Origin of the sequence: Rhodobacter sp. 24-YEA-8, from assembly GCF_900105075.1 — a bacterium.
Taxonomy (GTDB): Bacteria; Pseudomonadota; Alphaproteobacteria; order Rhodobacterales; family Rhodobacteraceae; genus Pseudogemmobacter.
The window spans coordinates 983,285-1,003,603 of record NZ_FNSK01000001.1 but is presented as its reverse complement, the minus strand read 5'-3'; the positions used below and the strand labels follow the sequence as shown (position 1 = coordinate 1,003,603).

Annotated in this window: 17 protein-coding genes; 10 read left to right on the top strand and 7 right to left on the bottom strand. The window is 64.1% G+C overall.

What is annotated here, in order from left to right:
* Positions 1-14 precede the first annotated feature (14 nt).
* Positions 15-2,408, bottom strand: a complete 2,394-nt coding sequence (locus tag BLW25_RS05025) for a GcvT family protein (RefSeq protein WP_394328423.1) — start codon at positions 2,406-2,408, stop codon at positions 15-17.
* A gap of 222 nt (positions 2,409-2,630) precedes the next feature.
* Here BLW25_RS05025 and BLW25_RS05020 point away from each other — a divergent pair, with 222 nt between their 5' ends.
* A complete protein-coding gene (locus BLW25_RS05020) occupies positions 2,631-3,509 on the top strand; it encodes a LysR family transcriptional regulator (protein ID WP_092901542.1) in 879 nt (292 codons plus the stop codon).
* A 34-nt stretch (positions 3,510-3,543) separates the two neighbouring features.
* Here BLW25_RS05020 and BLW25_RS05015 read toward each other — a convergent pair whose 3' ends face one another.
* Positions 3,544-4,482: a CehA/McbA family metallohydrolase gene (locus BLW25_RS05015; RefSeq protein WP_092896936.1), complete on the bottom strand. Its 939-nt coding sequence runs from the start codon at positions 4,480-4,482 to the stop codon at positions 3,544-3,546.
* Between the two features lie 859 nt (positions 4,483-5,341).
* Between BLW25_RS05015 and chrA the strand changes: the two genes are divergently transcribed.
* From chrA to BLW25_RS04990, 4 genes are all read left to right on the top strand, one after another.
* Positions 5,342-6,724, top strand: a complete 1,383-nt coding sequence (gene chrA / locus BLW25_RS05010) for a chromate efflux transporter (protein WP_092896934.1) — start codon at positions 5,342-5,344, stop codon at positions 6,722-6,724.
* A gap of 130 nt (positions 6,725-6,854) precedes the next feature.
* On the top strand, positions 6,855-7,325 hold the full coding sequence (locus tag BLW25_RS05005) for an SspB family protein (protein WP_092901539.1): 471 nt from the start codon (positions 6,855-6,857) through the stop codon (positions 7,323-7,325).
* Positions 7,326-7,630: 305 nt separating this feature from the next.
* Positions 7,631-8,149, top strand: coding sequence for a class I SAM-dependent methyltransferase (locus BLW25_RS04995; protein WP_253188212.1), 519 nt, complete (start codon positions 7,631-7,633; stop codon positions 8,147-8,149).
* A gap of 88 nt (positions 8,150-8,237) precedes the next feature.
* Complete coding sequence (locus tag BLW25_RS04990) at positions 8,238-9,434, top strand: MFS transporter (RefSeq protein ID WP_092896928.1); 1,197 nt, start codon at positions 8,238-8,240, stop codon at positions 9,432-9,434.
* Here BLW25_RS04990 and BLW25_RS04985 read toward each other — a convergent pair.
* Entirely contained in the window at positions 9,422-10,909 is a 1,488-nt protein-coding gene (locus tag BLW25_RS04985; RefSeq protein ID WP_092896926.1) for a carboxypeptidase M32, read from the bottom strand. The genes BLW25_RS04990 and BLW25_RS04985 overlap by 13 nt on opposite strands.
* On the bottom strand, positions 10,909-12,093 hold the full coding sequence (ctaA, locus tag BLW25_RS04980) for a heme A synthase (RefSeq protein ID WP_092896923.1): 1,185 nt from the start codon (positions 12,091-12,093) through the stop codon (positions 10,909-10,911). Before ctaA ends, BLW25_RS04985 begins: the two co-directional genes overlap by 1 nt.
* Before the next feature lie 157 nt (positions 12,094-12,250).
* Between ctaA and purD the strand changes: the two genes are divergently transcribed.
* The 3 genes from purD (at position 12,251) to BLW25_RS04965 (ending at position 15,041) form a co-directional block, all read left to right on the top strand.
* The gene (purD, locus tag BLW25_RS04975) at positions 12,251-13,528 is read left to right on the top strand and encodes a phosphoribosylamine--glycine ligase (protein WP_092896921.1); all 1,278 of its coding nucleotides are present in this window, start codon (positions 12,251-12,253) and stop codon (positions 13,526-13,528) included.
* A gap of 173 nt (positions 13,529-13,701) precedes the next feature.
* Positions 13,702-14,190 (top strand): GNAT family N-acetyltransferase, encoded by a 489-nt coding sequence (locus BLW25_RS04970; protein ID WP_249495308.1) that lies wholly within the window; start codon positions 13,702-13,704, stop codon positions 14,188-14,190.
* Between the two features lie 92 nt (positions 14,191-14,282).
* Positions 14,283-15,041 carry an EcsC family protein gene (locus BLW25_RS04965; protein WP_092901536.1) on the top strand — a complete coding sequence of 253 codons (759 nt, stop codon included), beginning with the start codon at positions 14,283-14,285 and terminating at the stop codon, positions 15,039-15,041.
* A 3-nt stretch (positions 15,042-15,044) separates the two neighbouring features.
* Here the strand turns inward: BLW25_RS04965 and BLW25_RS04960 are convergent, their stop codons facing one another.
* Both BLW25_RS04960 and BLW25_RS04955 read right to left on the bottom strand, forming a co-directional pair.
* Positions 15,045-16,283 (bottom strand): lytic murein transglycosylase, encoded by a 1,239-nt coding sequence (locus BLW25_RS04960; protein WP_092896915.1) that lies wholly within the window; start codon positions 16,281-16,283, stop codon positions 15,045-15,047.
* A 111-nt stretch (positions 16,284-16,394) separates the two neighbouring features.
* Positions 16,395-17,165, bottom strand: coding sequence for an RNA methyltransferase (locus BLW25_RS04955; protein WP_092896912.1), 771 nt, complete (start codon positions 17,163-17,165; stop codon positions 16,395-16,397).
* A gap of 197 nt (positions 17,166-17,362) precedes the next feature.
* On the opposite strand from BLW25_RS04955, the gene BLW25_RS04950 reads away from it, so the two are divergent.
* Entirely contained in the window at positions 17,363-17,983 is a 621-nt protein-coding gene (locus BLW25_RS04950; protein WP_092896909.1) for a thiamine phosphate synthase, read from the top strand.
* Positions 17,984-18,044: 61 nt separating this feature from the next.
* On the opposite strand, the gene murI is transcribed toward BLW25_RS04950, so the two are convergent.
* Entirely contained in the window at positions 18,045-18,857 is an 813-nt protein-coding gene (murI, locus tag BLW25_RS04945) for a glutamate racemase (protein WP_092896906.1), read from the bottom strand.
* 213 nt (positions 18,858-19,070) lie between these two features.
* Between murI and BLW25_RS04940 the strand changes: the two genes are divergently transcribed.
* A complete protein-coding gene (locus tag BLW25_RS04940) occupies positions 19,071-19,964 on the top strand; it encodes a LysR family transcriptional regulator (RefSeq protein ID WP_092901534.1) in 894 nt (297 codons plus the stop codon).
* The last annotated feature ends 355 nt before the right edge of the window (positions 19,965-20,319 follow it).

The following is a 20,319-nucleotide window of genomic DNA, read 5'->3' as shown; positions in this document are numbered from 1 at the left end:
GTCCCGCATTCAAGTCAGGCGCGGATCCGCGCGTTCTTCGCATCCCAGAGCGGTTCATCCGCCTGCACCACCGCAGCAAAGCGCTCGCCGAAGATCTCAACTTCCAGCGCCTCACCCGGCACATTCAGATCAACCCGCAACATCCCGAGACCAATGCATTTTCCAACCCGATGCCCGAAATAGCCCGAGGTCAGTTCACCCACGACCTGATCGCCTTTCCAGATTGTCGACATATAGGGCGGATCAAAGGCGCCTGCCTCGATCACCAGGGTCGCAAAACGCTTTGCAACACCCGCCTGCTTTTCGGCCTCCAAAGCGGCGCGACCGCGGAAAGCAGGTTTCCCCCAATCGACAAATCTCTCAAGGCCGCCCTGCAAGACATTGTAATCTGTTGAAAGATCACCTTTCCAGCCGCGATAGCCTTTCTCGATCCGCAGCGAATTCAGGGCAAACATCCCGAAGGGTTGCAGCCCCAAAGGCGTGCCTGCCGCAAGGATCGCATCATATACCACCGGCGTATCGGCCAGGCGGGAATGGATCTCCCAGCCGAGTTCCCCGGCAAAACTCACCCGCGCCAGCCAGACCTCGCGCCCGGCAATCTGCCCGGTCTGATGCGAGAGCCAGCCCTTCGCAAGATCAGCCTCAGTCCCCGCCGCCTCCAGCACCGCCCGCGCCTGAGGCCCGGTCAGGATCTGGCAGGACCAGTCATTGGTGACCTCGGTCAGGCTCAGCCCCGGTGCAAGATGCCGCTCCAGCCAGGCACGGTCATGCGACTGCGCCGTTGCCGCCGTGATCAGCAGGATCTCATCTTCCGCAAAGCGCGCGACCGACATTTCCGTGACGATCCGGCCCTTGTCATCGGCGAAATAGGCCAGGCCCAGCCGCCCGACCGATGGCAGCTTGCCGGTGGTCTGCTCCAGCAACCAGGCCGCCGCGCCCTCACCCGACAGCCAGTAACGTGAGAAGCCCGGCAGATCGAGGATACCGCAGGCGTCGCGCACCGCCTCACATTCGGCCTTCACCGCCCCGAACCACGGCCCTTCGCGTTTCCAGGTGCGCTGCGCCGCCTCAGTGACGTCATCACCGGGCCGCGCATACCAGAGCGCGCGCTCCCAGCCATTATAGGGCCCGAATTGCGCGCCAAGCGCCTCGACCCTGTCATGCACCGGCGACAGCTTTTTGCCGCGCCCCTCGCCCCAGGCGTGATGCGGGAAATGCATCGCATATTCGTTGCCATAGACTTCCTTGCCCTTGGCGACGCAGTAATCGTGATCTTCAAACCCGGTAAACCGGCGCGGATCGCAGGACCACATATCCCATTCGGTCGCGCCCTCGGTGATCCATTCGGCCAGCACTTTGCCGGCCCCGCCGCCCTGGCAGATGCCAAAGGTGAAGACACAGGCCTCAAAGGCATTCGGCACGCCGGGCATCGGCCCGATCAGCGGATTGCCATCCGGCGTATAGGGGATCGGCCCGTTGATGACCTTTTGCAGCGCCGCCTTCTCCAGCAGCGGCACCCGGGCCATCGCATCGGCAATATGCCATTCCAGCCGCTCAAGATCATCGGGGAAGAGCTGAAAGCTGAAATCCTCCGGCATCGGGTCATCGGGTGTCGCCCAATGCGCGCGGCAGGGGTTTTCATAAGGGCCAAGGTTAAAGCCCATCTTCTCCTGACGCAGGTAATAGCTCGAGTCGACATCGCGCAGAAGCGGCAGCTTGGCGCCGCTTTCTTTCGACCAGGCTTCAAGTTCGGGAATGGTGTCGAACAGCAGATACTGATGGCTCATCACCATCATCGGCACCCGGCGATTGAAAAGCTTACCGACCTCAGCCGCATAGTAACCTGCGGCGTTGACGACATATTCCGCCCGGACCTCGCCCTTCGGCGTCGAAAGCACCCATTCTGACCCGGTCCATTTCGCCGCCGTCACCGGGCAGAACCGCTCGATGCGTGCCCCCATCTGGCGCGCCCCTGTGGCCAGCGCCTGGGTCAGCTGCGCCGGATCAATATCGCCGTCATAGGGGTCATAAAGCGCCCCGGTCAGATCATGGGTCTCGAGGAAAGGATAGCGGCCCCGGATCTCATCCGGCCCCAGCACTTCCAGATCCATCCCCTGATAACGGCCCATGCCGGCGACACGTTTAAACTCCAGCAGCCGCTCATCGCTATGGCCCAGCCGCACCGAGCCGGTGACATGGTAATTCATCGGATAACCGACCTCATCACCAAGCCCGCGATAAAGCCCCGCTGAATAGCGCTGCATATTCATGATCGACCAGGAGGCGGAAAAGGTCGGCACATTCCCCGCCGCATGCCATGTCGACCCTGCGGTCAACTCGTTTTTCTCCAGCAGGATCACATCTTTCCTGCCTGCTTTCGCAAGGTGGTAAAGTGCCGAGACGCCCACCACGCCCCCCCGATGATCGCGACCCGCGCGCTGGCCAGTTCCGTCATTTTATTCTCCCTGATTGCCTCCAATATCCGCCAGCTTCCCGCCCCTTTCAATTCGGCGCAGAGGCGGCTATTGATCGGCCTATCCGATCAGAACCGCTCACCTGGCCATCCTCATGACAACAACAGTCCGGGGATCCGGGGGCCTGCCCCCGGCGGCTTCAGAAAGAACGCAGCCATGCAAATCGAACTTATCGAGACCTTCCTCGATCTTGCCGAAAGCCGCAGCTTCCACCGCACGGCCGAGCGCCTCGGCGTCACGCAATCGACCATCTCGGCCCGCCTCCAGGTGCTGGAAACCGCGCTCGGCGCGCGGCTCTTTGACCGTTCCCGCGCCGGCACCATGCTGACAACCGAAGGCAAACGGTTTGAGCCCCATGCCCGCATGCTGCGCCATGAATGGAACGAGGCGCGCCGCCATATCCAGGTGCCGACCGGTGCCGGACATCTGCTGCGGCTCGGGATCCAGAATGACCTCTCGGCGATTTATCTCGGCGAATGGGTTGTCGGGATCCGGCGGCAATTTCCCGATATCGCGCTTCATATCGAGCCCGATTATTCCAATCAGATGTGCGCGGATCTGCTCACGGGGATCCTTGATTTCGCGGTGATGTTTTCACCGAAACCGCATCCGGATCTGCATTTCGAAAGCCTGGGCGATGCCGGCTATCACATGGTCTCGACCGAAGTGACTGCGCTTTCCGGGGTGCGACCGGAACGGTTCATCTTCTCGCATTTCTCGCCCGCTTTTCAGGAGATGCACCGCCAGGTCACGCCCGACCTGGTGAATTCACCGATCTCGGTCGGGCAAAGCGGCTCGGTCACCTCGCTTCTGATGGGAATGGGCGGCACCGGCTATGTGCTGGAGGCGACAGCCCGGGAGATGATCGACGCCGGCAAGGTCATGGCGGTGGCGGATGCGCCGGTTCTGCGCCAGCCGGTCTATGCGGCGATGCATATCAGGCACCGGATCACGCCACTGCACCGAAAGCTCAGCCGGATCGTCAGCCGCAAGCTTGGCGGGCATGGTGCGTTTCAGACGCAGCCGGAGGCATGACGGCTGTCGATTGCCTCCGGCGGGAACATTTAGCTCAGGCGGAAACCTGGTCACGCCGGATCGGGTTGGTCCAGGCCCGCCGACCGGCAGCGTCGATAACCACAACCCGGATCCAGGGCGTCTCGCCCTGCCATTTCAGCGGCACTTCGGCGCGGGTCATGGAGGATCCGTGTGTGACGTTTGAGCTTGACCCATGGCCGATGGCGATCACCCATTCCACGGCGCTCGATTCGACGATGACCCGGTCGCCTTCGACGCGGAAATCATGGATTTCGGGGCCCTGGCTTGAATAGAAATCGCCGCGTTTCAGGGCTTCCAGCAGCGCATCCGGGGTGTTTTCCTCAGCCTTCACCATGGTCCAGCCGCCAAAGGCGTCGGGAACCGCCAGATGGGAATCGTCGGTCGCGATCAGGGTAATGTCGCGCCCTTCCGAGATCAGCAGATCGGCAATCGTGCCGCCATCGCCGCGATCCGCGCCGACAGCCGAGCCGTGATTATAGATCTCGACCGCATGGGCGGCGGTGATCGAACGCGCATCGTCAAGGGTCATCCCCGACCAGTGCGGATGCGCGATGGTCACGAAAGCACCGGCGGCGGCGGCACGGGCCGCGATCTCGGGGCCGGTTTCCTGGCCCGGATGGGCATGGAAATCAGCGCTGCCCACTTTCGGAAAGTCCAGCGGCAGGCCAACGGCAAGAATATGCCAGAGCTCGCCGTTCTCCATCGCGCCGGAATGCAGCTCTGCCCCCAGAATGGTCGTGAAACCTTCGGCCCGGAACGGTCGGGTATCAACCAGCGGATAGTCATAATGCCCGACATAGTGATCGGTCAGGGCAAGAAAATCATAGCCTTCCGCCTGGTAGCGGCGGCAAACTTCCTGAGGCGGCAGCGCGCCATCGGAACGATCCGAATGGCTGTGGAGATTTCCGCGCCAGAAGCGGCCAGGGGCGGTGAAGGCGGATTGGCGGACCATGTCTGCTCCGGTTGAATTGCATGTTAATACCCCAGGCCGCCGGCGAGGGCGGCACGGGTGGCGGGGCCAGGGACCATATCGCCGGCTCCGGTAACGCTGATGCGACAGGGGCGGCGCGGCCAACTCTGCCGCGCTACAGAGGCGGCGGCAAGTCCCCACCTCGATACGGCGCATGGCCGGCATGTGGTTTCACCGGCAGCAATGGGCGGCTCTCATCCCGATGCGCAAACCACACTCAGCGGGGCCGCGCTGCGCGGCGCTGTTCCGACCGGCCCCACAGGGCCAGACCTTGCGGGGCCGGGCATGATCCCTGGCGCGATATGCAACCTGTTTCGCGACGCAAGGCAATCCCCACGCCCGCCCCCGCAATAGCAGCGGGCGGCCTTGCCTGTCGCGAAATCCCGGCATCGCCCACCCCTTTAGCCTGGTCAGAAATCCCTCCGGATCCGAACATGTCACCCTTGGGATCTGTGCAAAGCCATCGCCTCATGCCGCTGGCGGGCGGAACGCGTGATCAGGCTTCAGGCCCCACCATGCCCGACAGCCGGAATAGCGGTCGCACCCATCGCGGGATGGATCTGGCAGGCCGCTTTACCGGGACCGGCCCCCGGGCTGCGCCGTATCTGATGACCACTGCGGTGACGAGCCTGAGCCATTTGTCACCCCCCAGCTCGTCACGGCGCAATGCGGGGCCTCGGGAGGGGTCAGATCGTGATCTCTGCGCAAGGGAAGCGGGAGCCGTACCCACTGCCGGGCAACGGGAGCCGCCAGAGGGCGGGATGTGAGGCGCGATCGGTCCATGGCGCATGATGGGCACGTCTTCCCCCCGTCACAAAACCCCGCTAGCGTCCTGGCAGCCATGACTTCAGCCAGCCCGACAAAAGCCAGCCCCCCCTCAGACAGCCGCGAGGTGCCCTTTCCCGGTCGCGCCCCGGCGCCGTCGCTGACCGAATTGTCGGCGGCGTTCTGGCGGATCGGCCTTTGGTCCTTTGGCGGCCCGGCGGCGCAGATCGCTTTGTTGCACCGCGTGGCGCTGGAAGAAAAGTCCTGGATCAACGAAGAGGAGTATGCGCGCGCGCTGTCTTTTTGCATGCTGCTTCCCGGCCCCGAGGCGATGCAGCTTGCAACCTGGATCGGCTGGCGGCTGCGCGGCATTAAAGGCGGGCTGATCGCCGGCGGGCTTTTTGTGGCGCCGGGCGCGGTGCTGATCACAGTCCTCGCGGCGCTCTATACAGGGTTTGGCACCATCCCCCTGATTCCGGTGCTGTTTACCGGCATCCAGGCGGCGGTACTGGCGATTGTCGCGGCGGCCCTGATCCGGCTTGGGCAAAGGGCGCTGCGAACGCAGGAGGCGCGGATCATCGCGCTTTTGTCCTTTCTCGGCCTGTTTGTCTTTGCCCTGCCCTTCCCGCTGATCCTGCTGGCGGCAGCGCTTTGGGGCGGGCTGCAGGCGCTCCGGTCAGCATCGCGACCGGAATCGCGACCGGCGTTGCGCGCGGCCAGCCCCTCGGCCACGGAACCGCCCGCGCCCGCCCGGGGTGCCGGTGACATCTGGCGGGAGGCCGTCTGGCAAGGGGCGCTCTGGCTGGGCCTCTGGCTTGTGCCGCTGGCCCTGCTGGTGGTTTTCGGGCCAGAGCGGCTGGCAGAGATCGGGGTCTTTTTCGCGAAACTGGCGGCGCTGGCCTTTGGCGGCGCTTACGCACTGATGGCCTGGATGGCGCAGGAAATGGTCGATCTGCGCGGCTGGCTGACCACCGGGCAGATGATCGACGGGCTGGCACTGGCGGAATCGACGCCGGGGCCGCTGATCCTTGTGACCTCATTCACCGGCTGGATCGCGGGGTTTCAGGACGGCGGACCCCTTATGGCGCTTGGTGGCGCGGGCGTTGCGCTCTGGATGACCTTCCTGCCGTCATTTCTGTTCATCTTCACCGCGAGCCCCTTTATCGACAGGCTGCTGGCGGTACCGGTGCTTGCCGGAGCCATGGCGCGGATCACGCCTGCCGTCGTCGGGGTGATCGCCAATCTCTCGCTCTGGTTCGCTCTGCATGTGCTGTTCACCGACCATCGCGAGATCAGCGCCGGACCGGTGCAGATGCTGCTGCCTGACCTCGCGACGCTGAAACCCCTCTCGCTTGCCATCGCTTTGGCGAGCGGCGTCGCGCTCTGGCGGCTGCGCCTTCCGATGCCGCTTGTTCTGGCACTGGCTGCCGGTGCCGCCCTGCTGCTCTCGCATTTGTGACTGCTTCAAATCGGGTCAGTTTCACTGGCTCCCTGTCCGCAGGCCGCGAGTTTTAGGCCAGAGGCGCGCGCTCGCCCCTTTCCTTGACGGCCAGATGTTTTATGGTGGCGCGAAATGGCAGGGGAACCGGATGACGCGCAGTATCGACTATGGAAACCTGATGCATCAGGCTATGCGCGGCCTGATCCGCTCGGTGCTGGACGATGTGGCGGCACATGGCCTGCCCGGAGCGCATCACTTCTTTATCACCTTTGACACCACCCATCCCGATGTTGCCATCGCCGACTGGCTGAAAGAGCGCTACCCGACCGAGATGACGGTGGTGCTCCAACACTGGTTCTCGGGGCTTGAGGTTACGGATGAGGGATTCACCGTGACGCTGAACTTCGGCAACTCGCCCGAACCGCTGGTGATCCCCTTTGATTCCGTGCTGACCTTTGTCGATCCCTCGGTCGAATTCGGGCTGCGCTTTGAAAGCCAGCATGATGATGACGATGAGGAAGACGAGGCAGAGGAAGGCGAGGACGAGGCAGAGGATGCCGCCCCCGCGCCGCGCCAGGAGGCTGAAGTTGTCAGCCTTGATCAGTTCCGCAAGACCTGAGCCCGGGCACTGAGCCGGATATCTCCTCCCATGCGTGTCATCCGTCTTGATGCATGACCCGCCAGGCTGCGACGGCAACGGCCTTTACGGCCCGCGACAGCGTCAGAGGCGGCATCTGTGGCCGGCCTTCCGGTCGGCGGCGCGCTCGGCGCGGCAGGACCGTGTCGGAAACGATGGTGCCGCGAGAGATGCTGCAAAAGACCGGCTCATCCGGCGGATGGACCTGAGACATGACACGGGAGTAATCCCGTATGAGGACAGGATAAGCGATGGAAAGTGATCTCGCATTGTTCCGGAGGCGCCTTATGCGCAATCCCCGACAGATCTCGGCCATCGCGCCCTCATCGCGGGTGCTGGCCCGTGCGATGACCGCAAAGATCGGCCCCCATAGCGGCAAAGTGGTGGAATTCGGCCCCGGCACCGGACGGTTTACCGAAGCGATTCTTGCGCGCGGCCTGCCGCCCGAGAATCTGACGCTTTTCGAGCTTGATGATGAATTTGTCGATTTCCTGCGGCGGAAATTTCCGCGCGTGACCGTGCATAAGACCGGTGCGCAGGAGGTGCAGGCGCTTGTCGGCAGCGGCGTGTCGACGGTGATCTCGGGCCTGCCGCTTTTGTCGATGCCGGACCCGGTGCGCCGCGCGATTGTCGGTGCGGCCTTCGATGTGCTGGAGCCGGACGGAGAATATGTACAATTCACCTATGGCCCGCGCCCGCCGGTGCCGCCCGAGATCATCAGCGATCTGGGCCTGGCGGTGGACAGAGGCCATAAGGTCTGGGCCAATCTGCCGCCGGCACGGGTCTACCGCTTTCGCCGCGCGTGAGTGAGGCGACAAAGCCTGCGCGCCGTCCCGGGCGGGGGATCCCGCCCACCGGAGCATTAGTGTCAGCAGGAAGGGGCTCGCGCTCTGAATGACCGTTTCACCGATCCCTCGCATGGTCTGGATACTGGGCTTTGTCAGCCTGCTGATGGATGTGTCCTCCGAGATGGTGAACACGCTTTTGCCCTTGTTTCTGGCCAGTGGGCTGGGGGCCTCGGCGCTGGTCATCGGCTTTATCGAAGGGCTGGCTGTGGCGGTGGCCACGGTGACCAAAGCGCTTTCGGGGGTTCTGGCAGACTGGTCCGGGCGGGCAAAACCGCTGGCGGTGCTGGGCTATGGGCTTGGCGCGCTGTCGCGACTGATCTTTCCCCTGGCGATGAGCCTTGATCAGGTCGTGCTGGCCAAGGCGATGGACCGGGTCGGCAAGGGGATCAGGTCTGCGCCACGCGATGCGATGGTCGCCACCGCCACACCGGCCGCGATACGGGGCGCGGCCTTTGGCCTCAGGAAATCGCTCGACAGTCTGGGCGGCTTTCTGGGGCCGCTCCTCGCGATTGCCGCCATGCTGGTTTTTGCCGGGGATATCAGGATGGTATTCTGGCTTGCGGCGCTGCCGGCGGCTTTCGCGATTTTTCTGCTGATCTTTCGGGTCAAAGAGCCGGTCGCGGCACAGGCCGGCAAGGGCTCCGGCTTCCGGTTTCGCGACGCGCTGCGGCTGACCGCTCCGGTCAGGGGCGTCATCGCGCTGGCGGGGCTGATCATGCTGGCGCGGTTTTCCGAGGCATTCCTTCTGTTGAAAGCGCTGGAGGCCGGGTTCTCGCCGGTCTGGGTGCCGCTGATCATCGTGGCTCTGCATGCGGTTTATGCCCTGGCGGCCTGGCCGGTGGGGATCTTCTCGGACCGGCTGGCCGCATCCGGGAAGGATCCGGTGCAGGTGCCGCTGATGATCGGTCTGGGCCTTCTGGCGGGCGCGCATCTGGTGCTGGGTTCTGCGCAAAGCGCGCCGGTTTTTCTGGCCGGTGTGGCGCTTTGGGGGCTGCATATGGGGTTCAGCCAGGGGCTTTTGGGCGCGATGATTGCGGCGACCGCGCCACCCGCGCTCCGGGGCAGCGCCTTCGGGGCCTTCAACCTTGCAAGCGGTGCGGTGATGCTGATCGGCAATACCGCCGCTGGCTGGGCCTGGGTCAGCTGGGGATCAGCCGCGCCGTTTCTGATCGGCGCGGGCATCTCGGTTCTGGCGATGGGTCTGGTGGCGCTGCGGCCCCGGAATGCGCCTCAGAACCCGTAGATCGCGCCGAATTTCGCTTCGAGATAATCCAGAAGCGGGCCTGCGGATGGCTCTTCGCCACAGGCGCGGGTGATGGTCTCGCGCGGGCCGTAAAGCGCGCCGTGACGGCGGAGGTTTTCCCTGAGCCAGTCATTTGCGGCACCGATCTCGCCTGCGGCCAGATCCTGGTCGAGCCCCGGCAGATCGGCGCGCAACGCCTTGAAAAGGCAGCCAGCGTAAAGGTTGCCCAGAGTATAGGTCGGGAAATAGCCGAAGAGACCGACCGACCAGTGCACGTCCTGGAGCATCCCGTTCGAGGGCTTGTCGACCGCCACGCCGAAATCTCTGAGGAAACGGTCATTCCAGGCAGATTCCAGATCCGCGACCGTCAGATCCCCCCCCATCAGCGCGCGTTCCAGATCGAAACGCAGCATGACATGGAGGTTGTAATGCACCTCATCCGATTCCGTGCGGATATAGCCCGGCGCGACACGGTTGACGGTGGCGAAGAACTCTTCGGGATCGGTGATGCCAAATTCGCCGAAACGGTCGCGCATCTCACCGAACAACCATTCGGTAAAGGGGCGCGAGCGGCCAAGCTGGTTCTCGCAGATCCGGCTCTGGCTTTCATGGACCCCCATCGAGACGCCGCCACCAATCGGCGTCAGCAGGAAATCAGAATCGACCCCCTGCTCGTAAGCGGCATGGCCGGTCTCGTGGATGGTGGAATAGAGGCAGTTGAAGGGATCGCCTTCTGCGACGCGGGTGGTGATGCGCACATCATCCCCCGAACCCGAACAGAACGGATGCACGGCGGTGTCGATGCGGCCCCGTTGCATGTCATAGCCGAAGACCATCGCAAGGCGGCGCGACAGGCGGATCTGGGCATCTGCCCCGAAACTGCCGGTCAGCGCGGCAGGTTTGCGCGGTGAGGCGAGGATCTTTTCGCGCAAAGCCACCAGGCGCGGACGCAGCGCGTCGAACATCGCGGCGCATTCAGCGCCGGTCATCCCGGGCTCGTAATCATCGAGCATCGCGTCATAGCTGTCGCCGCCCGCCTTTCCCCCGGAGGCCAGCGCCTGCCCCTCTTCACGCTTCAGGGCGACGACCTGTTCCAGCGTCGGCAGAAAAGACGTAACCGCCTCATTCGCCCGCGCCTCGGCCCAGATGCCCTGGGAAAGCGAGGTCACCCGCGCGATCTCCTGCGCGAGGCGTGCCGGCACTTTCAGCGCGCGCTCGTAAGAGCGGCGGATCTTTGCGACCTGGGCTTTCGCGACCAGCTCGACCGGATCAACCTTTGACAGCCAGTCACCGACACGCGGGTCAGAGCGGCGGGCATGCAAGACACCCTCCATCGCTGCCATTTCCTCGCCGCGCTGTTCGGCGGCGTCGCGCGGCATCATCGTCTCCTGATCCCAGGACAGCCGCCCCGCAACCTGTTCCAGCGCCGCGGTCTCGCGGGCATGGGCCATCAGCGCGTCATAGACATCAGCCATCAGGCGGTTCCTTTCCGGATCGAGCCCGCAACCGGGTATTGCGACAGGTAACGCGCGCGCAGGATCAGCACCCAGAGGATCACCGCACCGATCTGATGGGTGATCGCCACATGCAGATGCGCCGAGGTGAGAACCGCCATGATGCCAAGCCCGGCCTGGGCCACCAGCATCAGCATAACCATGTTAAACGCAAACCTGGTATCACGATGCGCGGATTTGCGGCCGCGCAGCCAGACGACCACGCCGAAAATGAACAGAAGATAGCCCGCCATCCGGTGCATGAACTGCACCAGGCCCGGGTTTTCAAAGAAGGCATGCCAGACCGGCAGGACATTGCCCTCCATATCGGTCGCGTAAAACGCATCCGCCGGGAAAAAGCTGTCGCCCATCAGGGGCCAGGTCGGAAAAGCACGCCCGGCGTCAATCCCCGCGACCAGCGCCCCGAGAAGGATCTGGAGGAAGGCGAAATGCATCAGGCCGGTGGACATCGAGAAGAGCTTGGCCTCCCTGCCCCGCCGTGCCGTCATCAGTGCGGATTCGCTGCGTGACAGCAGGAAGACATACCAGCCGATGAAGCCAAGGATGACAAAGGCCAGCCCCAGATGCACCGCCAGCCGGTAAGACGCGACACGGATCATGCTGCCCGACAGGCCCGAAGACACCATCCACCAGCCAATCGCGCCCTGCAGCCCGCCAAGCGCCCCGATCAGCAAAAGCCGCTTTGACCAGCGCGGCGGGATGGATTTCGTGACAAGAAAGCCAAGGAAACCAACGGCCCAGATCAGGCCGACCAGGCGGCCAAGCTGGCGATGCGCCCATTCCCACCAATAGATCGTCTTGAACTGATCCAGCGTCATGCCGGCATTCGCCAGCTCGTATTGCGGTGTCTGACGGTATTTATCGAATTCCGCCGTCCAGGAGACAAGATCCATCGGCGGGATCGCCCCGGTGACAGGGCGCCATTCAGTGATCGAGAGCCCCGAGCCGGTAAGGCGCGTCAGCCCTCCGACCACGATCATCGCGACGACCAGCAGGAAAAGCACGATCAGCCAGACCCGGATCGCGCCGCGCGCCCCCCTGTGGCCCTGATCGATCATCCCGCCTGTAACGCCGGACTTCCCCGGTTGTTTCGGGTTATTCGAGGTCTCGCCGACCTCTTCGAAAATGCTGCGTTTTCGGGCCATGGTGCCTTCCTTCGTGACGGGCGCGAGACTAGGCCGGGCGCCCCCCGGCTTCAAGGTGGCAAAGCATCCGGCCAGGGGCGTTTCGGGCGCTTGCCACCAGCGGCTGTGGCGACTATCAGGCGCCAGAACCATCAGACCGGAACGGGGCGCGCAGCAGATGAATATCCTGATCCTTGGCGGCGGCGGGCGTGAACATGCGCTGGCCTGGGCGGTAAAGCAGAACCCGAAATGCGACCGGCTGATCGTGGCGCCTGGCAATGCAGGCATCGCGCAGATCGCGGAATGTGCCAGCCTTGATATTCTTGACCAGGCGCGCGTGGTGGCGTTTTGCGAAGAGAACGCCATTGATTTCGTGATCGTCGGCCCCGAGGCCCCCCTTGCCGCAGGTGTGGCGGATGCGACCCGCGCCGCCGGGATCCTGACCTTCGGCCCGAGCCGCGAGGCAGCACAGCTTGAAGCGTCTAAGCGCTTCACCAAAGAGGTTTGCGACGCCTGCGCCGCACCGACTGCGGCCTGGGCGCGCTTTACCGAAGCGCAACCTGCCAAGGACTACATCCGCGCCCAGGGCGCGCCGATTGTGGTTAAGGCCGATGGGCTGGCGGCCGGCAAAGGCGTGATCGTCGCGATGACCGAGGCCGAGGCCCTGGCCGGGATCGACGATATGTTCGGCGGCGAATTCGGCGAGGCCGGCGCCGAGGTGGTGATCGAGGAATTCATGCAGGGCGAAGAGGCGAGCTTCTTCATCCTGACCGATGGCGTGACCGCGGTCCCCTATGGCACGGCCCAGGACCATAAGCGGGTCGGCGATGGCGATACCGGCCCGAATACCGGCGGCATGGGCGCCTATTCCCCGGCACCGGTGCTGACCGAGGCGCTCCAGACCCAGGCGATGGAACAGATCGTGCTGCCAACCATCCGCGAGATGGCGCGGCGCGGCGCGCCCTATCAGGGTGTGCTTTATGCCGGGCTGATGATCGATGACGGCCCCGATGGCGAACGCCGCGCGCGGCTGGTGGAATATAATTGCCGCTTTGGCGACCCGGAAGCCCAGGTCCTGATGATGCGGCTGGGCGCCCAGGTGCTGGATCATCTGATTGCAACCGCAGATCAGCGGCTTTCGCAGGCAAAGGTGAACTGGGCCGATGATCATGCGCTGACCGTGGTGATGGCGGCGGCGGGCTATCCGGGCGCCTATGTGAAGGGAAGCCGGATCCAGGGGCTTGAGACCCTGCCCGAAGACAGCGGCCATATGGTGTTCCATGCCGGCACCGTTGCGCGTGATGGCGATGTACTGGCCAGTGGCGGTCGGGTGCTGAATGTGACGGGCCGCGCGGACACGCTGAAAGCCGCGCGCGATGCCGCTTATCGAATGGTTGATGGCATCGACTGGGCCGAAGGCTTCTGCCGACGCGATATCGGCTGGCGCGCGCTCTGACCCGCTGAGCGCGTCGCTGTCCCGGATGGAATACCTCCGGCACGGGTATTCTTCTCAAAAAGAAGATGCGGCCCTTCGGCGCGCGGGCGACACTGTCACAATCACATCCATATTGGCATGGCAGGCAAAGCGCTGCCACGCCCGGACGCGGCACAGGGAAGAGGACAGGCGCTGTGGTCTACAGGCTTGAAGAAGAGAGCGAGGCAGACTGGTGGGAGGTCGAGGCGCTTTACGACCTCTGCTTCGCGCCGGGGCGGACGGCTTTGTCGTCATATCGGCTGCGGGACGGCGTGCCGACCATTGCGCCTCTGTGCCTCTGTCTGCGCGATGGCGACGGGATCCTCGCAGGGGCGATCCGCTACTGGCCGGCAAAGATCGGCACGGTGGACATTCTGCTTCTCGGCCCGGTCGCGGTCCACCCGACGCGTCAGGGCGAGGGTCTGGGCGGGCTGCTGATTTCGGAAAGCCTCGCCGAGGCGCGCAAGCTGGGCTGGGAGCGGGTGCTCCTGGTGGGCGACGCGCCCTATTACAGCCGCTTCGGCTTTGAAAAACTTGCTGATGTCGTGATGCCGCCCCCGACCAACCCCGACCGGGTTCTGGGGCTCGAGCTGAAAGCGGGTGCCTGGGCAGGGGTTTCCGGCGTGGTTTCGCGCGCCACCTGATGCCGCCCGGCCACGCGGTATCGCTTGCGTTCGGGGCCTGGTCTTGTGCGACGCTCCGCCCTCCCCATATGCGGGATATGAGCCATGAAAACATGACCCTGCCCGACCTGCCGCTGCCCGCCGAATGCCGTGCCGGCGTCGATGCCCTCGCGCTGCGCTGGAAAAAGGCCAATGGGCCGGTTATGGCGCTTCTGACCCGGTTTGGCGGCAGGCTGGAAGACCAGATGTCGATCCTTCCCGCAGGATTTCGCGAGCGAGCCGAAACTGTGACTGCGGCAGCGCTGGAGCGGGCCTGGATGGTGGCACGCCAGGGCGGCAGGCTTCCCGGCAGCGGGGATCGTGGCACGCTTGCCGCCGCGATTGGTGCAGGGATTGCCGGCGGGGCCGGTGGGATCATGGGCGGGCTTGCCGAACTTCCGTTCACAATCACCGTGCTGCTGCATGCGATCCGGCGTGAGGCTGAAAAGCTGGGTTACGACCCCGACGATCCCTGGATCATGTCAGAAGCGCTGCGCACCTTTGGCTCGGGCAGCCCGATTGCGGCGGATGACGGGATCAATACGGCGTTTTTCTCGGCCCGCGCTGCCCTGACCGGGCCGGCGCTGAACCAGCTGATCGCCACCATCGCACCGAAACTTGCCGCGGCCCTTGGCCAGAAGCTCATGGCCCAGGCGGTGCCGGTAATGGGGGCGGTTTCGGGCGCTGCGATCAATGCCGCCTTCCTGCGCTATTACCGCGAGATGGCAGCGATCCGCTTCGGGCTGTTGCGGCTGGCCGAGGAACACGGCGCCGGGCCGGTGCTGGAGCAATTCGCCACCGCAACCGCCCGGCCCCGCATCACCAAAGCCTGAGGCCTATCGCAAAGAGGCAAGCAGCGCGGCCGAGGGCTCACCCGTCACCGCCATACCGCTGCGGGCCTGCCAGGCCGAGATCGCCTCGCGCGATTTCGGACCGATCACACCATCGCTGCCGCCGGTGTCAAAGCCGCGCGCGGTCAGGCGCCGTTGCAGATCCTGACGGTCGGCCTTGGTCAGGCCGGTGCGGTCCGGCCCGAAATCCGCCCTGACCGGTCCGCCGCCCTTGATCCGGTCGGCCAGATGCCCGACGCCGATCGCGTAATTCTCGGCATTGTTATAGCGCAGGATCACGTTGAAATTCTGCGTCAGCAGGAAGGCCGGTGTTCCCGCCCCGCCCGGCTGGATGATCGAGCCCCCGGAAAGCCCGCCGCCGCCGCTGCGCGAAACACCAAGCGCCTCCCATTCCGCAGCCGATTTCCCCTTACCGCGCCCCAGAAGGCCTGCGTTGAAGCCCGAGGGCAGCGAAACCTCCATCCCCCAGGGCAGGCCACGCTGCCAGCCAGTGCGCGCCACATAATTCGCGGTCGATGCCAGAGCATCGGTCGGGTCGTCCGACCAGATGTCACGCCGCCCGTCGCCTGTAAAATCAACGGCATATTGCAGATACGAGGTCGGGATGAACTGGGTATGCCCCATGGCACCGGCCCAGCTGCCGACCATCCGGTCAGCAGGAACATCACCGGCCTGAAGGATTTTCAGCGCGCCATCAAGCTGGCTCTCAAAAAACGCCGCGCGCCGCCCCTCATAGGCGAGCGTCGACAATGCCGAGATCACCGGCACATTGCCGCGCCTTGTGCCGAAAAAGCTCTCAAGCCCCCAGAAGGCTGCGACGACATTGCCCTCGACCCCGTAGCGCTGCTCGATGGCGGCCAGCGTCGCGCCATAGCGGGCATACATCTCGCGCCCGAGCGAGACCCGCTCATCCGAGGCCGCGATTGACAGGTAATCCTCAAGCGAGCGTTTGAATTCGGTCTGGTTGCGGTCTCTTTCGATCACCTCGGGCAGGAATCCCGCATGGCGGAACCCCATATCGAGCGTACCGGCAGAGATCCCCCGCGCCGCGGCCCGGTTGCGGTAATTCGCAACCCAGCTGTCCCAGCCGCGATCCGCCACCGCACGCGGCGCCGGCGTCTCACGGCTGCCAGGAACCGCGCTGCCCATGCGGGAGGCGCCCCCGACACAGCCGGAAAGCAACGCAAAACCAGCGGTCGCGGTGAAAAATCTGCGGGTAATCATAACGCCTGCCTGCCTTTGTTTTAGATTTGGCGCAAGTTTACCCGATCCGCCCCGCCAGGCAAAGACCGAGCCGGGGCCCTCTCGCGGCCACCGGCAGGGGTTCGCCGGAAATTACCCGCGCGGCTCATCCTGGCCACTTTCCTGGCCCTTGCGAAACAGGATCTGACGCAGCATCCCGTGCAAAGTCTGTACCTCGGCACGGGTCAGCGCCAGCCGCCCCCACATATTCCTCAGGTTCAGCCGCATGCCCGCAGCTTTGGTGGGCGGAAAGAAGAACCCCGCCTCCTCCAGCCGCATCTCGTAATGATCGCCCAGCCGCTCCACCTCTTCGCGGCTCGCCAGTTCTGTCCGCGCGAAGCCCATAGCCGAGGCCGGAACCTCACTGCCCTGGCGCCCCCATTCATAGGCCAGAAGCAGAACCGACTGGCCAAGATTCAGCGAAAAGAATTCGGGATTGACCGGCACCGTCACAATCGCATTGGCATGGATGATATCGCCATTCTCCAGCCCCGCCCGCTCCGGCCCGAAGAGGATCCCGATCTTCTTGCCCGCCGCCCCCATCTCGCGCGCCATCGCCATGGCACGCTCGGGCGTGACAACCTCTTTCACCAGCTCGCGCGACCGCGCCGTGGTGGCAAAAACGAAATCGCAATCCGCAACCGCGTGCGCCACATCCGGGAACACCCCGGCCTGATCCAGCACCCGCCCCGCCCCGCTCGCCATCGCATTGGCCTTCGGGTTCGGCCAGCCGTCGCGCGGATCGACAATCCGCATCCGGTCCAGTCCGAAATTCAGCATCGCCCGCGCCGCCGCGCCGATATTCTCGCCCATCTGCGGCCGCACCAGCACGATCACCGGATCCACAATATCAGCCTGTGCCATCTGCGCGCCCCCATCTGAAAACCGCCCGCCAGATAGCCTCTCAGCCGGGCGCAAACAAGCAAAGCCCTTTCATCTGTCCAAAAATATCCCGGGGGAGGCTGCGCAAAGCGCAGACGGGGGCAGCGCCCCCTTCCGCCCATAGCCAAAGCCCGCAAACGCTGCTAAATCCGCCCGACACAGTTACGGAGCCTTTGATTATGGCCGCAGATGACCGCCCGCAGATCAATCTGATCACCCCCCCGAGCTTCCAGACCGACCTGTTCCCGGACCAGCTGGCGCGGGTGCTTGATGCGGTGGAAATCGCCTGTCTGCGCATCTCGCTGGCCACGAAAAACATCGATGACCAGGGTCTGGCCGCTGATATCTGCCGCGATATCGCGCATCAGCGCGACGTGGCGGTGGTGATCGACAACCACCTGCTGCTGGTCGAGCGTCACGGTCTTGACGGCGTGCATCTCACCGATGGCGCGCGTTCGGTCAGAAAGGCGCGCAAAGATCTCGGCCAGGATGCGATCATCGGCGCCCATTGCGGCATCACCCGCCATGAGGGGATGAATGCCGCCGAAGCCGGTGCCGATTACGTGGCCTTTGGCCCGGTCGGTGAAACCGGTCTCGGCGATGGCAGCCAGGTCGACTGGGACCTGTTCGAATGGTGGTCAGAAGTGATCGAAGTGCCGGTGATCGCCGAAGGCGCGTTGACGCCCGCGCTGATCACCCGTTTCGCCCCCGTCACCGACCATTTCGCGATTGGCGAAGAGATCTGGCGCGCCGAAGACCCGCTCGCGGCGCTGAAAACGCTGATCGCACCGTTGGGCTGAGACCTTCTGTCCGCGCGCGACGACCTCTCCGGCCGTCGCCGCCATGATCTTCCCGACTGTTTCAGGCTTTTTCGAATTTGATGCCGCGACGCAGGAATTGTGTCGCATGGGCCGAAACCGAGACCGGGTCGCCGGTGGTCAGAAACTTCGACACGGTGCCCGGTCCAAGCATTTCCGGCCGCCGCTCCAGGTAGTCGCTCAGGCTTTCGGCCACCAGCCTCGCCTGGCTGTAAACCCTGACCCCCTCGCCCAGAGCCTCCTGAAAGGTCTTTTCCATCAAAGGGTAATGCGTGCAGCCAAGGATCGCGGCCTCGGGCTGCGGCATCCGGCGCTTCAACGCCTCGACATGGCTGCGCACAAGTGCTTCGGCAAGGATCTCATCACCCTGTTCGATCGCATCGACCACACCGCCGCAGGGCTGCGCCTCGACATCGACCCCGATCGCACGAAACGCCAATTCGCGCTGGAAGGCGCGCGAGGATACCGTTGCAGGCGTCGCAAACAGCGCCACATGTTTCACCGCAACCTCGCGCGGCGGCGAATTGTCGCCCCATTGCCGTTCGGTCAGCGCCTCGATCAGCGGCACGAACACACCGAGCACCCGCTTGTCAGACGGCAGCCAGGTCTCCTGCATCCGCCGCAAAGCCGCAGCTGACGCCGTGTTACAGGCGAGGATCACAAGATCGCAGCCCTCGGCCCAGAGCCGTTCCACTGCCGCACAGGTCAGGTTGTAAATGTCATCGGCGGTGCGCACGCCATAAGGCGCATGGGCATTGTCGCCAAAATAGACAAAGGGCACTTCCGGCAGGCGGCGCGAGACCGCATCCAGCACCGTCAGCCCGCCCAAACCCGAATCAAAAACGCCAACTGCCATCTGCCTGCCCTCTCACCGGGTGGAAAATCTGACGGGTTCACCGCCTTATGCTGCAATCATAGGCGCAACAGATACACCGTGAAAGGGCCTGCCGTCGGGGCATCCGTGACTTTCCTGCCAAATCCCTGTCGTCACAGCAAAAATGCGTGATCAGGTTTTCCCCCGGCGCATAGCTTGTGCTACTGTCCCGACCCGATGGAACAGGGCAGACAGATGGACTGGGATAAGCTGAGGATTTTTCACGCGGTGGCCGACAAAGGCAGCCTCACCCATGCGGGCGAGGTGCTGCATCTGTCGCAATCCGCCGTCAGCCGGCAGATCCGCGCACTTGAGGAAAGCCTCGATGTGACGCTGTTCCACCGTCATGCGCGCGGTCTTATCCTGACCGAACAGGGCGAGCTTCTGTTCGAAGCCACACAGGCCATGGCAAAACGGCTCGATGCCGCCGCAGCCCGCATCCGCGACAGCGAGGATGAGGTCTTTGGCGAATTGCGCGTCACCACGACGATGGGGTTTGGCACGCTCTGGCTCGCTCCCCGTCTCGCGCGGCTTTACGACAAATTCCCGGCGCTCAAGATTGACCTCATGCTCGAAGAGCGTGTCCTCGACCTGCCGATGCGCGAGGCCGATGTCGCGATCCGCATGAAAGAACCCAGCCAGGCCGATCTGATCCGTCGCCGGCTGATGAATATCCGCATGCGCCTTTACGCGACGCCGGATTATCTCGCCCGCAACGGCACGCCGAAAACCATGGCCGATCTCAGCCAGCACCGCCTGATCTGCCAGCATCCCGGCACCCCCCAGGTAGCGGCAGGCGCGCGGCTGGTGCAGGAGATCATGGCATATGACATCCCCTCGACGCTGCATGTGAACAACTATTTCGGTGTGCAGCAGGGCGTGATCAACCATCTCGGCATCGGTGTGCTGCCCGATTACACGACCGAGGAAAACCCGCATCTGGTGCGGGTGCTGGAAGACATCGAATCGGGCGAAGTGCCGGTCTTCCTCGCCTATCCCGAGGAACTGCGGCACTCGAAACGCGTGGCCGCCTTCCGCGATTTCGTGACGGAAGAGATCTCGACCTTCCGCCGCAGTCACGGCAGCTGAGACGCCTCGCTTAGGCACAGACCACTTTCGCCCTGCGGCGGTACCCGTTCTCTCTGCCATATCCTGTGCAACACAGCCCTCATTCCTGAGGGGGTGCTGACCGGCCCACGATGGCGGTTCCGAGGGAATGGGCCGGCCATTGACCCTCCCTGCCGGGTTCAGGATGAGACCGGAATCTGCGTTGCGGCGTTACCGCAAACAAGGCGAAGAAGCAGCCATGCGGAGAGCGCATGGCAGCATTGCCCGGACTGCGACATTGCTGCACTTGCATAATTCGCAAACAGCCCATAAATCAGGCTACGAGGCACGGATCGGGGCAACCTGATCGGCCTCATACCTCCCTGTTGGACTTGGG

Bases quoted from the DNA above. Each gene is read 5' to 3' on its own strand.
- BLW25_RS05020 (WP_092901542.1), top strand. From the start codon at position 2,631: ATGCAAATCGAACTTATCGAGACCTTCCTCGATCTTGCCGAAAGCCGC.
- BLW25_RS05015 (WP_092896936.1), bottom strand. From the start codon at position 4,482: ATGGTCCGCCAATCCGCCTTCACCGCCCCTGGCCGCTTCTGGCGCGGA.
- chrA (WP_092896934.1), top strand. From the start codon at position 5,342: ATGACTTCAGCCAGCCCGACAAAAGCCAGCCCCCCCTCAGACAGCCGC.
- BLW25_RS05005 (WP_092901539.1), top strand. From the start codon at position 6,855: ATGACGCGCAGTATCGACTATGGAAACCTGATGCATCAGGCTATGCGC.
- BLW25_RS04995 (WP_253188212.1), top strand. From the start codon at position 7,631: ATGCGCAATCCCCGACAGATCTCGGCCATCGCGCCCTCATCGCGGGTG.
- BLW25_RS04990 (WP_092896928.1), top strand. From the start codon at position 8,238: ATGACCGTTTCACCGATCCCTCGCATGGTCTGGATACTGGGCTTTGTC.
- BLW25_RS04985 (WP_092896926.1), bottom strand. From the start codon at position 10,909: ATGGCTGATGTCTATGACGCGCTGATGGCCCATGCCCGCGAGACCGCG.
- ctaA (WP_092896923.1), bottom strand. From the start codon at position 12,093: ATGGCCCGAAAACGCAGCATTTTCGAAGAGGTCGGCGAGACCTCGAAT.
- purD (WP_092896921.1), top strand. From the start codon at position 12,251: ATGAATATCCTGATCCTTGGCGGCGGCGGGCGTGAACATGCGCTGGCC.
- BLW25_RS04965 (WP_092901536.1), top strand. From the start codon at position 14,283: ATGACCCTGCCCGACCTGCCGCTGCCCGCCGAATGCCGTGCCGGCGTC.
- BLW25_RS04960 (WP_092896915.1), bottom strand. From the start codon at position 16,283: ATGATTACCCGCAGATTTTTCACCGCGACCGCTGGTTTTGCGTTGCTT.
- BLW25_RS04955 (WP_092896912.1), bottom strand. From the start codon at position 17,165: ATGGCACAGGCTGATATTGTGGATCCGGTGATCGTGCTGGTGCGGCCG.
- BLW25_RS04950 (WP_092896909.1), top strand. From the start codon at position 17,363: ATGGCCGCAGATGACCGCCCGCAGATCAATCTGATCACCCCCCCGAGC.
- murI (WP_092896906.1), bottom strand. From the start codon at position 18,857: ATGGCAGTTGGCGTTTTTGATTCGGGTTTGGGCGGGCTGACGGTGCTG.
- BLW25_RS04940 (WP_092901534.1), top strand. From the start codon at position 19,071: ATGGACTGGGATAAGCTGAGGATTTTTCACGCGGTGGCCGACAAAGGC.